The organism is Rufibacter sp. JT20002 (genome assembly GCF_056491185.1).
On the sequence record NZ_JBSZJY010000001.1, the window covers coordinates 115,671 to 129,295 of the forward strand.

10 protein-coding genes are annotated in these 13,625 nt (G+C 52.1%); 4 read left to right on the plus strand and 6 right to left on the minus strand.

All coding sequences use genetic code 11. The features are described from left to right. Positions 1 to 28: 28 nt before the first annotated feature. Together ACW9SV_RS00490 and ACW9SV_RS00495 are read right to left on the minus strand one after the other, a co-directional pair. Entirely contained in the window at positions 29 to 1,072 is a 1,044-nt protein-coding gene (locus tag ACW9SV_RS00490) for a hypothetical protein (RefSeq protein ID WP_479554771.1), read from the minus strand. Between the two features lies 1 nt (position 1,073). Further along, complete coding sequence (locus ACW9SV_RS00495; protein WP_479554772.1) at positions 1,074 to 1,430, minus strand: MGMT family protein; 357 nt, start codon at positions 1,428 to 1,430, stop codon at positions 1,074 to 1,076. Positions 1,431 to 1,944: 514 nt separating this feature from the next. On the opposite strand from ACW9SV_RS00495, the gene ACW9SV_RS00500 reads away from it, so the two are divergent. The 4 genes from ACW9SV_RS00500 to nudC all read left to right on the plus strand — a co-directional run bounded on the left by ACW9SV_RS00500 (position 1,945) and on the right by nudC (position 8,519). Continuing rightward, positions 1,945 to 3,051, plus strand: coding sequence for an efflux RND transporter periplasmic adaptor subunit (locus tag ACW9SV_RS00500; protein WP_479554773.1), 1,107 nt, complete (start codon positions 1,945 to 1,947; stop codon positions 3,049 to 3,051). An 18-nt stretch (positions 3,052 to 3,069) separates the two neighbouring features. Continuing rightward, a complete protein-coding gene (locus tag ACW9SV_RS00505) occupies positions 3,070 to 6,171 on the plus strand; it encodes an efflux RND transporter permease subunit (protein WP_479554774.1) in 3,102 nt (1,033 codons plus the stop codon). A gap of 24 nt (positions 6,172 to 6,195) precedes the next feature. Further along, complete coding sequence (locus tag ACW9SV_RS00510) at positions 6,196 to 7,515, plus strand: TolC family protein (protein ID WP_479554775.1); 1,320 nt, start codon at positions 6,196 to 6,198, stop codon at positions 7,513 to 7,515. An 89-nt stretch (positions 7,516 to 7,604) separates the two neighbouring features. After that, on the plus strand, positions 7,605 to 8,519 hold the full coding sequence (nudC, locus tag ACW9SV_RS00515; protein ID WP_479554776.1) for an NAD(+) diphosphatase: 915 nt from the start codon (positions 7,605 to 7,607) through the stop codon (positions 8,517 to 8,519). A gap of 148 nt (positions 8,520 to 8,667) precedes the next feature. Here nudC and ACW9SV_RS00520 read toward each other — a convergent pair whose 3' ends face one another. The 4 genes from ACW9SV_RS00520 to ACW9SV_RS00535 form a co-directional block, all read right to left on the minus strand. Next, positions 8,668 to 9,189 (minus strand): acyl-CoA thioesterase, encoded by a 522-nt coding sequence (locus tag ACW9SV_RS00520; protein ID WP_479554777.1) that lies wholly within the window; start codon positions 9,187 to 9,189, stop codon positions 8,668 to 8,670. Between the two features lie 44 nt (positions 9,190 to 9,233). Beyond that, complete coding sequence (locus ACW9SV_RS00525) at positions 9,234 to 9,845, minus strand: TetR/AcrR family transcriptional regulator (RefSeq protein WP_479554778.1); 612 nt, start codon at positions 9,843 to 9,845, stop codon at positions 9,234 to 9,236. A 195-nt stretch (positions 9,846 to 10,040) separates the two neighbouring features. Continuing rightward, positions 10,041 to 10,949: a DUF4249 domain-containing protein gene (locus tag ACW9SV_RS00530; RefSeq protein ID WP_479554779.1), complete on the minus strand. Its 909-nt coding sequence runs from the start codon at positions 10,947 to 10,949 to the stop codon at positions 10,041 to 10,043. 6 nt (positions 10,950 to 10,955) lie between these two features. After that, complete coding sequence (locus tag ACW9SV_RS00535; protein ID WP_479554780.1) at positions 10,956 to 13,604, minus strand: carboxypeptidase-like regulatory domain-containing protein; 2,649 nt, start codon at positions 13,602 to 13,604, stop codon at positions 10,956 to 10,958. Positions 13,605 to 13,625: the final 21 nt, after the last annotated feature.

Here is a 13,625-nt window from a genome sequence, read left to right on the forward strand (position 1 = left end):
GCCATTTTTTAGAAAATTATGGGAAAGCTTACAAATGGCGCACCATCAGTTTCAGCTGCAGGCGCACCAGATCACCCATGGAACCACAGTGCCGGAACTCCTCTACCTTGTGGTGCCGGGCCAGTTCCTCGCGCAGTTGTTCCACTTTCTCCGGGGTAGAGATGGTATCGCGGCGCATGCAGTCAATGAGGTCCTTCAAGCGATATCGGGCCGCCCTGATGCGCCGGAAGAGCAAGGTACGTTCCTCGTTCTGGTACTGCTTCATGGTCTCTGGGTGGAGCAACTGGGTACACAGCGCCACAATGGGGTTGTTGTCTTTAAAGAACTGGGGCAGATACATGGTCTTGCGGCCTTCGTAGCTCTGTTGGTCAAAGTCAATGGGCCGCACGCGGTATTGCTCCTCTTCAAAGTCTGGGGTCACTACCACCACGTAGTTATAGGAGCGCATGTCGCCCAGCAACAAGGCGAAACACCGTTCATTGAACTTCACAAATTCCTTGGCCAGGCGTACCCGGTTTAAATTAGGCCGGCTCAGGTAATGCTTGATGAACTCATCCCCGGGAATACCGGCAATGTGCTCTTCAATCAACGAGGCCCCGTGCACCAGGTAGTTGATGCGGTTGGGCGACAAGACGTGCTCCAGCTCCAACCCGTAAATGCGCGAAGAATCTGCTTTCTTGAAGTAGAAGTAGTCGTAGTTGTCATTGAGCAGGTTCACAATCCGGACCCGGAAAGGGTTGGAATTCCCGAAGGTGCAGTAATCTACCCGTTGCACCGAGAGCTGTTCCATGAGGCTCTCGTTCCCACCTGATTTCAGCTGGATATAGGTGCGGGTAAGCCCTTCATAGATCTCGTGCATTTGGCTTTGGTCATACACCACCGTTTGCCAAAGCGTGTCCTGGCCCCAGCGGTCGTATAGCGGGTAAGCCTCGGTGAAATGCAGCAGGTCCTGGTAGGTCATGGGCAGCGGCGCGGCGCGGTCGTATTCCCGCAGGTACCGCTGCAGCCTCTCTGTGACAGGGTAATGCTGCTTTTTCTTGGAGATTTTGTTGTGGTCTACGGTTTGGGCCATGTTACAACAGTTCTTTTGCCGGGTCCCAGAAGAGTTTCTCAAAGTCTTGCACCTGGTCGTCCTTTATCTTGATTCCTTCCCGCTCCAGGTGCTGCTGCATGGCATCAAAAGACTCAAAATGCTGCTTTCCGGTGAGCATGCCGTTGCGGTTCACCACCCGGTAAGCCGGAATCGGGAGGCCTTGGTGCGTATGCGAGGCAATGAGCGCCCAGCCCACCATCCGGGCAGAACCCTTGGCGCCCAAGTAAGAAGCAATAGCCCCGTAAGACGTCACCCGCCCTGGCGGAATCAGTTTCACCACTTCATAGACATCCTGGAAAAAGTTGGTTCTTTTATCTGAGGCATTGGTCTTCGCCATAGGGTTGTCAAATAGTTCGTCCTGCTGATTCTGTACGAAGATCGGGAAATCAGATTTTTTTAGAAAGTCCGTTAAACCTTCGGTCTGTTTTCTGGTCTAAATTCTAAAAATAGCCAAAAAACACGATAAATTTACCCGCTGCCATGACGGTCAGGAGCTTTTGCTTTTTACCGGGCAGCTAAATGCATTTATACCCCCCTACCACCAGAATGAAAAACTTGCCCTTGCCACCTTTCACTACCCGGGAGCCTGGCTTTTTCCTAAAGACGCAGCCCCTCCGCCAACCGGACGTTTCACCTTACGCCCCATTTCTACAAGTTCTTTTCTGCCAGTAGGGCCCACACCTTCCATGGCAGAAGTGCCGCGCCTGGTTTGCGGGCACTTCTTTGCTTTTGAGGAACCTAGTGCCTACGGCCGTAAGTTATGATAGCTGCTACTGTGGCTACCGCTTATTCATTAAACAAAAGTATCCACCAGTTTCAAACAAACAAGAGAGTTTAGTATCACCAATTCTATGAAAATAAAACACATTGTCTATGCGCTGCTTATCCTGGGTTTCGGGGCTTTAGTGTATTACCGTATCAGCAGTAACAAAGAGGCGGCAGGCGCCGGAGGTGGACCAGGCGGCGGAAGAGGCCCGGGTGGACCTGGTGGTCCGGGCGGCGGCGGCGCTCCTGCCATGCGGGTGAGCGGCGTGGTGGCCACCCCTCAGGAGTTTGCCAACTCCCTTTCGGTGACGGGTTCCATTGAAGCCAATGAGCAGATAGAGGTGCGCGGACAGGTATCTGGTTTGGTACGCGGCATCTTCTTTGAGGAAGGAAGCAACGTGCGCAAAGGACAGGTGCTGGTAAAGATTGATGATTCTGAGTTACGAGCCCAACTGGCCCAGGCCCAAACCCGCCAGACGTTGACCGCCGAGAACGAAAGACGTGCCCGCCTGCTGTTAGAGAAAGAAGCCATTAGCCGGGAGGAGTACGATGTGGCTCGCGCTGAGCTGAAAACCGCTCAGGCCCAGATTCAATTGGTACGAGCTCAGTTGGCGAAGACCTCCATCACGGCTCCTTTTGCCGGCAAGGTGGGGCTAAGAGCGGTTTCCATGGGAAGCTACCTTTCGCCAGAAACCGTGGTTACCAATCTGGTGAGCATCAACCCTATCAAAATTACCTTTGCCGTACCAGAAAAATACGCCGGTCAGGTGAAAGTGAATACCGAGCTCACCTTCACGGTGGCAGGTTCTCAGGACAAGTTCACCGCCAGAGTGTACGCCATTGAACCTAGCATTGAAGCAACCACCCGTACATTGCAGTTACGGGCGAGGGCCAATAACCCGAATGGCACTTTATTACCCGGTTCATTCGCGAACATTCAATTACCATTAACGGTTATCCCTGATGCGCTCCTGATCCCAACCCAGGCCGTGGTACCGGTGCAGAACGGGAAGAAGGTGTTTGTAGCCGAGAACGGAAAAGCCAAAGAAGTAATGATTGAGACCAGCACCCGCACCGAGAAAGATTTGTTGGTGACTTCCGGATTAAACCCCGGTGATACCGTTCTTACTACGGGCGTAATGTCTTTGAAAGCAGGAAGCCCGGTGCGCGTAGCCGTGGCGAAGCAATTATAATTTAGATTCTGTTTTAACATGAGTTTATCAACCACAAGTATAAAAAGGCCGGTCTTCACCATCGTGTTGAACCTGCTCTTGATGCTGTTCGGGGTGATTGGGTACACGTTCCTGGGCATTCGGGAATATCCTTCCATTGACCCGGCCATCGTCTCGGTGAGCACCAGCTATTCCGGTGCCAACTCAGACATTATTGAATCCCAGATAACGGAGCCGCTGGAGAAAGCCATTAACTCCATTGACGGTATCCGGAACATTTCTTCGTCCAGTAACCAAGGCCGAAGCAACATCAATATTGAGTTCAACCTGGAAAAAGATCTGGAGGAAGCAGCCAATGACGTGCGCGACAAAGTATCACAAGCGGTAAGAAGCTTGCCAGAGGATATTGACGCGCCTCCGGTGGTTTCTAAAGCCGATGCCGACTCTGAGCCGATCATCACCATGACCGTGCGCAGCGAGAAACGCGATGCCCTCCAGCTTTCTGATTACGCTGAGAACGTGATTTCGCAGCGTCTGCAAACCATTCCGGGGGTAAGTAGCATCCAGATCTGGGGACAGAAACGGTACGCTATGCGTTTATGGCTTGATCCTATGAAACTGGCCTCTTACGGCTTAACCGTGGCCGACGTGCGTACGGCCTTGAACCGCCAGAACGTGGAACTACCCACCGGTAAGGTAAGCGGCCAGAACACAGAATTGACAGTAAGAACCCTCGGAAACCTGTCTAACGAGCAGCAGTTCAATGACCTTATTATTAGCTCTGAGGGCGACAGAATTACCCGTTTCAGTGACATTGGCCGGGCAGAGTTAGGTCCTGAGAACCTGGAAACCAAAATGACGGAGTCTGGCGTGCCCATGGTGGGGATGGCCATCATCCCGCAGCCGGGTACCAACTACCTTGACATTGCCGGCAATTTCTACGAGCAGTTTGACAAGCTTAAAACCGAACTGCCCAATGACCTGATACTGGACATCGCCATGGACAACACGGTATTCATCAAGAAATCAGTAACCGAAGTAGCCGAGACCATCCTTATCTCCCTGGTGCTGGTAATTTTGATTATCTACCTGTTCTTCCGTGACTGGGGTATCGCTTTCCGTCCGTTAATTGACATTCCGGTGTCGTTGATTGCCACCTTCTTCATCATGTACCTGGCTGGTTTTTCCATTAACGTACTGACTTTGCTAGCCATCGTGTTGGCGACGGGTCTGGTGGTGGATGACGGTATTGTGGTAACGGAAAACATCTACAAGAAAGTAGAGGAAGGCATGTCGCCCATTGAAGCGGCCATCAAAGGTTCTAATGAAATCTTTTTGGCGGTAATCTCTATCTCCATTACGCTGGCGGCTGTGTTCCTGCCCCTAATCTTCCTGGAAGGGTTCGTGGGGCGCTTGTTCCGAGAGTTTGGGGTGGTGATTGGCGCGGCCGTGTTGATTTCGGCGTTCGTGTCGCTGACCTTAACGCCTATGCTGAATGCCTACCTGATGAAAGGTGACGTGCACAAGCGCTCTAAATTCTACGAGTGGACCGAGCCGTTCTTCCAGAAAATGAACTCCGGTTACGCCGAGGCTTTGGGCAGCTTCATGAAAAAGAAGTGGCTGAGTTTCCCTATCATTTTAGCCTGTTTCGGTCTTACTGCCTTTTTCTACACCATTCTGCAGAAAGAAACCGCCCCTTACGATGACCGGGGTATGCTCCGCATCATGGCAACTGCGCCCGAAGGTTCTTCTTATGAATACATGGACCGTTTCATGCAGGAACTGACCGCCGTGGTAGAGGATTCGGTGCCCGAGAAACAAGTTAACCTGGTAATTACGTCTCCAGGCTTTGGGGGCTCTGGATCGGTAAACAGCGGGATGATGCGTCTGGCCCTGAAACCGCAGGAAGAACGCGAACGCTCTCAGAAAGAGATCGCTGACCAGCTTTCAAAGGTAGTGCGTCGCTTCCCGGAGGCCCGAACCAACGTGATCCAGCAGCCTACTATTTCTGTGAACCGCCGGGGTGGTCAGCCTATCCAGTATATTATTCAGGCCCCTAACTTTGAGAAACTACGGGAGAAAATCCCGCAGTTTATGGAGGCGGTGAACAGCGACCCAACCTTTATGATGGCCGATGTGAATCTGAAGTTCAACAAACCAGAAATCAACATCTCTATTGACCGCGAGAAAGCCCAAAGCTTGGGCGTTTCGGTGATTGACGTGGCTCAAACGCTACAATTGTCGTTGAGTGGACAGCGTTTCGGATACTTTTTGATGAACGGACGCCAATACCAGGTAATGGGCCAGTTTGACCGCCCTGACCGGGACGATCCTATGGACCTGACTTCGCTATTTGTGCGCAGCTCTACTGGGCAGTTAATTCAGTTGGATAACTTGGTCACCATGCAGGAACTAAGCAGCCCGCCGCAGTTATACCACAATAACCGGTACTTGTCAGCGACTGTTTCGGCTGGTCTGGCGCCTGGCAAAAGTATTGGAGATGGTATTGAAGCTATGGACCGCATCAAAGAACAGGTACTGGATGAGACCTTCTCCACCGACCTGGGCGGTGAATCGCGTGACTTCGTGGAAAGTGGTTCCAACACCATGTTCGCCTTCGGGTTGGCCTTGTTACTGATTTACCTCATTCTGGCAGCCCAGTTTGAAAGCTTCATTGACCCATGTATCATTATTTTGACGGTACCAATGGCAGTAGCCGGGGCTATGTTGTCTTTGTGGCTATTCGGGCAAACCTGGAACATCTTCAGCCAGATTGGAACCATCATGTTGATTGGTCTGGTAACCAAAAACGGTATCCTGATTGTGGAATTTGCGAACCAGCTGCGGGAGGAGGGCAAGTCTAAAATGGATGCCATTATGGAAGCCTCTGAAGCCCGTTTGCGCCCTATCTTAATGACCAGTTTGGCCATTGCTCTGGGTTCTTTGCCTATTGCGTTGGCCTTGGGAGCAGCTGCCCAAAGCCGGGTGGGCATGGGGGTAGTAATTGTGGGAGGTACCATCTTCTCGCTTGTGCTTACCCTGTTCATCATCCCGGCTATCTATTCTATGTGGTCTAAGGAGCGCAAGCACCACCCAGAGTTTGATCACATTGAAGAGTACGAGAAAGCAGTGGCCCATTGATTATTTTTTTGAACCAACCCATTTATGTTAAGATATAGATTTGGTTTCCTGGGTCTTTTCCTGATCTCACTGCTCTTTGGGGCAAGTGGGGTGAAGGCCCAGGAACTTCTGACCCTTGAAGATGCAGTAAGAATAGCGCTGGAACGCAACTATGACATCAAGCTTTCGGCCAACGAAGAACGCATCGCTGAAAACAACGTGACCCGTGGCAACGCCGGCATGTTGCCCAACGTCACCGGAAACCTCACCAACAGCAACTCTATCCAGAATAGTACCCAAACCCGGGCAGACGGACAGGTAAACGAGGTTAGCTGGGGCCAGGGCTCCAACCTGAGCTACGGCGTGGGCCTGAACTGGACGGTATTCAACGGCTTTGCCATGTTTGCTCGCTACGAGCAACTGCAGGAACTGGAAAAATTAGGTGAAACCAACCTGCAAACCACCGTGCTGGCCCGCGTGGGCGATGTCATGAGCACCTTCTACGAACTAGTGCAGCAACAGCACCAGCTCAGAGCCTATGATACTGCCATCTCCCTTTCTCGCCTGCGGGTAACCACCGCGCAGAACCGGTTTCAGATTGGGAAAGCCGCCCGTTTGGAAGTCCTGAACGCCCAGGTAGACTACAACACCGATACCACCAACTTCCTACGCCAGCAGGAGCTGTACCGCAACACCCAGATCAGAATGAATGAGCTGTTGGTGCGGGACGTGAACATCCGGTTTACTGTGCCAGACGATATCCTGATTGATGACCAGCTCACGCTGGAAGGGCTTTCTGCCCAGGCGGCCCAGATGAACCCCTCGTTGAAAGCAGCCGTGTTGAACCGCCGTATTGCCGAACTGGATGCCAAGCAAATCAGGGCCAACCGCTTCCCGGTAGTGGGCGTGAACACGGGCTATAACTTCAACCGGAACCGCTCGGCGCTGGGTTTCTCCACGCTCTCCACGGGGAACGGTCTCACCTACGGGGTCACTGCCTCCGTGCCTATTTTCAGTGGGTTCAACCAGCGCCGAAATGAACAGAATGCCAACATTCTCATCAACAGCGCCCAGTTGCAGTACGAGCAGGTAAACCAGAACATCAACGCCCAGTTGGCTTCCGCTTATCAGACCTACCTGACTAATTTGAGTTTGGTGAGACTAGAGGAGAACAACCAGCGCATTGCCCGCCAGAACCTTGACATTACTATGGAAAAGTTCAGGTTAGGAAGCATCACCACCGTAGAGGTGCGCGATGCCCAACTCAACTACGTGAATGCCACCGTGCGCTACAGCAACGCGCAATATTTGGCCAAGATTGGCGAAGTTGCCCTGAAAGAAATAGCAGGAACGCTGAACCTGTAGTTTCCCACAACTGACAAGAAGCGTTTAGAGGCTGGTTTAGGTAAACCGGCTTCTAAACGCTTCTTCTTTTTTGCACGTTACACCAGATTATGCGAAACAATCTTGCTTTCTCTGCCCTTAACTTCTTTGGAGAATCTAACCTGGACCGGGTTCATCTGCATAGAAGGAATCCCGTGTGGCTGGATGAACAGCAAAGCAAACCCCAAACGGTGCTGCTGCCTTTCAAAGGCCCGAAACCGCTGCTCACCGAAAACCGGCAGTTGGTACCGCTTTCGGTGCGGGAGCTTCCGGTGCAGGAGCTAGGGCTTTCGCCTATTTTGCTGGGCGAGAAGAATGGCCGGATTTATTTTGCGGTGGATCTACAGGAAGAGTATTCTGTGCCGTTGGAGGTGGGCAGCTTTCAGGAGTTGCGCGAAGCCACCCTGCAGTTGGCCCGCCCCGAAAGTTCTTTGCTGGCCTATGCCAAAGCCATGATCTACTGGAACCGGCAAACCCAGCACTGCAGCGTGTGCGGGGCCCCTACCCTTTTCAAAGAAGCGGGACACCTGCGCAAATGCACCAATCCAGAGTGCCAGACCTCGCATTTCCCGCGCACAGACACGGCCGTGATCACCATGATCACCCATCAGGGCAAAGGCCTTTTGGCCCGACAAGCCTCCTGGCCCGCTCGGATGTACGCCTCAATTGCAGGATTTCTGGAACCAGGTGAAACCCTGGAAAGTGCCGTTGCCCGCGAGGTACTGGAAGAAGTTGGTCTAAAGGTCAACCACGTGGCATACCACTCCTCGCAGCCCTGGCCCTTTCCGGCTTCCATCATGGTGGGTTTCATGGCCGAGGCAGAAACAAATGAGATCAAGATTGACCCTGCCGAGATTGAAGATGCTCACTGGTTCACGCGTCCGGAGTTGAAACAACAGGTCGCAAACGGGGAAATCATCCTGCCACCGGCGCTCTCCATTTCCTACCGGTTGATTACTGACTGGCTGAATGAGGTGCATCCGTAGGCTTTGAAGCTCAGATAACCAGGTGCCGTTTCAAAGCTTCTTTCACTAAACCTGCTTAAACCGGCAGGGAAGGTAGAAAGCATAAAACCCGTTTCGGCGCTGGTTTTCTCAAAGCAGCGCCGAAACGGTTATTTTTTAAGGAGATAGCTTACCCAACTTTAGGTTGGGAGGGTTTCATCTGATCGCGTAGCTGCTTCACCCGTTCCTCAAACAAAGCGGGCGTTTCTTCTTTCACCACCACTTCGCCAAACAACTCCATCAGTTCCGGTTCATGCTGGGCGCGCTCGTTCTTCCGGACATCGATGTACACGAATTTGGTCCAGAGCATGGCTTTGATTCTGGTTTTCTCGGCGTCGTACATGATGTGCTCCACCAGCATGCTGGTTTCGTTGAAGTGCCGGATGCTCGTCTCAATGGTAACCAATTCGCGCACTAGGGCCGGGCTCAGGTAGACAATCTGGTTCTGCCCCACCACCCAGGCGCGGCCGGTTTTCCGGAAGAAAGCATGGATGTCTAGTCCATAGGCCGCTTCCACTTGGTCTTCACGCTCGTTCTGGAAGTAGTTCAGGAAAGCGCTGTTGTTCAGGTGCCCGAAGGGATCGCAATGATCAAACCGAATGCGGGTCTGGCTTTCTAAGATGGAGGATTTAGGGGAGGTGTGTTCTTTCATAGCTTCAGAATAGACCAATTGGTATATGGTAGGTTAAAAAAATTTTAGAATTCTCCCAGTTCGTGCTGCAGCCAGCGCTCTAGTTGGTCTAACACGGTTTGGAGTGGCTTTTCCTCATTGTAGGCTTTGGCCAGCAGAATGCCGCCTTCCACGCTGGAAATGAAAAAAGTGGTAATGGCTGTGGTATCTGCCGAGGCATGAAACACTCCCTGCTCTTTCCCCAGGTCAATCAGATTTCGCACGCCTTTGTGCAGACGGTTCAGGACGTGTACCACTCGCTCGTGCAGGGCTGGCTGGTTATCATCGGCTTCCACGGCGGTGTTGAGCAAGGGGCAGCCTCCGGCAATAATGGGATTGGTGAGGTAGTTCCGGTAAAAGGTCAACAGTGCCCGCAGCCTCTCGCCAGCTTTCTCATAAGGCGCCATGGCCTCCCCTACCCGATCAATTAAGGTTTGAGCCGCAAATTCAAAAGCCGCCACGGCCAATTCTTCCTTGCTCCCGAAATGCCCGTACAGACAGCCTTTGGTCACCCCCGTAGCTTGGATCAAATCCTGGTAAGAGGTTCCGGCGAAGCCTTTCTGATTGAAAAGCACCGCTGCCCGCTCTATAATAAGGCTCCTGGTTTGTTCTGCTTTAAGTGTCTGGGGAAGTTTCATGTCGGCAAATAAACCATTTGGTTTATTTTATCCAAGAACTTTAACGTTTGATTGCCCAAACAAGCCCCTAAAACCAAGTAGCTACTAAAAAACAGTAAAGCTCCTTTGGAGAAAACCAGAGGAGCTTTACTGTTTTTTTTAGACTTACCCATTTCAGGCTGTTTCCAGAAAAGAAGCCCTTAACCAGGCATCCAGCTACGGGATGTTCACCTTTACCTCTGATACCGCGGCGGCGCCAAAGAAGCCGAGCGCACCGTTGCTGATGTTGCTGGGTGCCGAAGCGGGAGCCGGTTGGTAGGTACCGCCATCGTTCAAAAACTGCCTGATTAAACTGTCAAAGTGCTGGTAGCCTTCCCGAGTGAGGGAATACATTTGAAGGGTGTTAACGCCGCTGAACGGATAGAAATCCATGCCGCTCACGGAGTGCCCGTCATCAATGCTCAAGCCGTCTACATAAGCGGGCAGCAAATCATCATTCAGGATGGATACATTCCAGTTCCGCCCCCCGGTAGAGCCCCCGTTGATAGGACCGCAATAGTCCAGGTAGCAGTACTTAAACAGGTAATAGTTCTTTACATCAGCGGGCTCCTGGAAATAAACCAACGGCACGTAGGCGTCATCCTTCCCCACTATCTCAGTTGGGCGCAGGAAATAAGACACTTTATCAATCTTCGGGACAGGGGGCATGTAGGCAGTAGCGGTGTACTCCTGGCCTTGGTGCACAATTTTCAGGTAGTAGGTGCGGCCCGGCTTGGTTACGAGCTTATCGGTCACATACCCGAACGTGTTATTGGGCTCTTTTTTCAAAACCTCCTGAAAACCGGTATTGTCGCTGATGGTGACCTGCGCATCGGGCACTCCAATGAGGTTCATTCCTTCTTCGTAGGTGTAATTTACGTCTGAAGAAATGGCTTTGAACGGTAGGCTCTTGATCAACTTTATCTGGTATGGCCCCGGCTTATCGGTGATCCAGGCGTCTATCACCAGTTTGCTGGTGGAGGAAATCTCGGGCATGGGCACTTCTTCTGTACAGCCAGAAAGGAAGAGTACCAGCGCCAGCAGGGACAGATAGGTAGCCCCAATGTGTCTCTTTAAATTCTTCATCTGAGTTTAGATAAATCTGAAGTTGTAGGTAACGGACGGCAAGGCCCCGAACAAATGGGTCTTGTAAGCCTTGACAGAACTGTAGGTATAGTCTTCCTGCTTGAAAAACATATTGAAGTAGTTCTCTCTGTTGTAAAGGTTATAAACCGAGAACACCCATTCCCCTTTCCAACGGCGCTGTTCGTTTCTCTTTTGTTGCAGCGTGTAAGACACATCCAAGCGGTGGTAGGCAGGTAATCGGTAACCGTTCCGCTCAGAATACTGCACAAAGGGTTTATCGCCGAGGAAGTAAACGCTTTCCGGAATGGTGGTGGCCCGGCCGGTGGTGTACACAAAATTGGCGCTCAAAGCTTTCCGGGGACTCAGCTGGTGCGTCATGGTCAGGGATAGATTATGGCGCTTGTCAAAGCCGGATGAATAGGTGCGGTCATTATTCACGCCTTCAATCTTGCGTTCCGATTTAGACCAGGTATAGGCTAGCCAACCCGTAGTTTTGCCTTGTTCTTTCCGAAGCAGGAATTCAGCGCCGTAGGCCCAACCGCGGCCGCTCCGCATCTGGGTTTCAATCTGGCGGTTCATGAACAAGTCAGCGTTGTCTTTGTAATCTACCACGTGCTGCATTTCTTTATAGAAAACCTCCACGGCCGCTTGCCAGATCTTTTCTTTGAACTGATGCGTGTACCCAGCAGCTACCTGGTCCGCAATCTGGGGTTTGATGTTTCGGTCAGAAGGCAACCACACATCGGTAGGCAGCCCAACGGACGAATTGGTGATCAGGTGCAGGTATTGGTTGGTGCGGTTGTAAGACAAAGAAAAGGTGCCTTTCTCGGTGAGGTTGTACTGAGCCGAAAACCTGGGCTCCAGCCGCTGGTAGAACTTGATGATCTCCCCGGACTTGTGGTAGATTGTATCCAATGGAGCCTCACTTTCTGAAGAGGCATACACATAGCTTTGGCCGGGCCCCAAGGCGAAGAAAGGCACGTAGCGAAACCCATATTCCAGCCGCAAACGTGGGGTAAGCTGGTGAATAGCCGAGGCGTACAACGCGGGTTCCATAGCTTGCTTCTCGGGCAACAGCACTTCCTTAGTAACTGATTGGTCGTTGCGCGGTGCTACTTTGCCAGGGAAGAACCGGTGGTAATTCAGGGCGCCGCCAAACTGCAGGTGCAACGTAGGGCTGACAAAGTAATCATAGTCAATCTTGGCGTCTATCTCCTGCAGGTTAGAAGTCCACCTAAAATACCGAACCTCGTCTTTCAGGATATAGGCATAGTTGTAATGGCTGAAAAGCAGCGTGGCGTTGGAGAAAAGCTTCTCGTTGTAGAGGTGGTTCCAGCGCAAAGTGGCGGTGGTATTGCCCCAATCCATGCTGCTGCGGCCATTTACATCGCCGTAGAAAAAGTGGTCGTGCCCGGTGTACGCCGAGAAATACAACTGATCTTCGCCAGAGAGTTTATAGTTGGTTTTCAGGTTGAGGTCATAGAAATTGATTTCGTTACCCCCCGTAAAGTTGTTGAACGAATACACACCGGCCTCCTGCCCCAAGGCGCCAATACCGTTCACCAATACCCCGGGATTGCTGTACCGGCCCGCCACCATCATGGAGCCTTTGCCTTTGAACGCAGGTCCTTCCAAGGTCAGGCGCGAAGCCAGCAAACCTACCCCTCCGCTGGCCATGTACTCATTTCGGTTCCCCTCCTTCATCCGGATGTCTACCACCGAAGACAAGCGCCCGCCGTACATGGCCGGAATGCCGCCCTTGTACAGCTCCACGCTTTGGATGGCATCTGGGTTAAACACCGAGAAAAAGCCTAAAGAGTGCGCCGGATTATACACCGGAGCCTCGTCCAGCAAAATCAGGTTCTGGTCAAAGGAACCGCCCCGCACCGAAAGGTTGGTCGTTCCTTCGTTGGCCGTTTGTACTCCAGGCAACATCTGTAGTGCTTTCACCGCATCTGACTCCCCTCCGATAGATGGTATCTTTTTAATAGTCTGCATGGGCAGCAGGTGCCGTCCGCCCCGGGTATCCATTACCTGTTGCTCGTCTTTATCGGTTTCCACTACCACTTCCTGCAGGGCAGCCTCTGCAGAGGACAGCTCTATATTCAGTGGCTGGTTATTCTCCAATGTCAAGGGCAGATCGGCAGTTAAGTAGCCAAGATACATTGCTCGTAAGGTATAAGAGCCGGCAGGCAAGGTGAGCGAGTAGAAGCCGTAGGCATTGGCAGCCGTGCCCACTCCCTCTTTGCCCATGACCAGCACCGTGGCTCCGGCCAGCACCTCGCCGGTGGCTTTGTCCCGGATGGTGCCGCTTACCGTTGCCTGGCTGGCTCCTTTTTTCCTGGGGGCAGGCTCAATTACAATCTGACTCCCGACAATGCTGTACCGCAACCCGGATTCTTTCAGCAGTTGCTCCAAGACTTCTTTCAAAGGCTGTTCCTGGGCTTGTACCGTTACTTTCCTGGCTCCGCTGATCACTTCATTGCTGTAGGAGAAATCAACTTGGTAGCGGTCTGATAAAATTTTGAGGGCCTGCTCCAAGGTGCTGTTGCGCACCGAGAGGCTTACCTTTTTTTGCAGCATAGGTGCTTGGGCTTGTGCGCTGAAGACACAGCAAAGCCAGCCCAGGCACATGCAAAGGAGATATTTATACATGGTTTATGATGAAATGCTTTA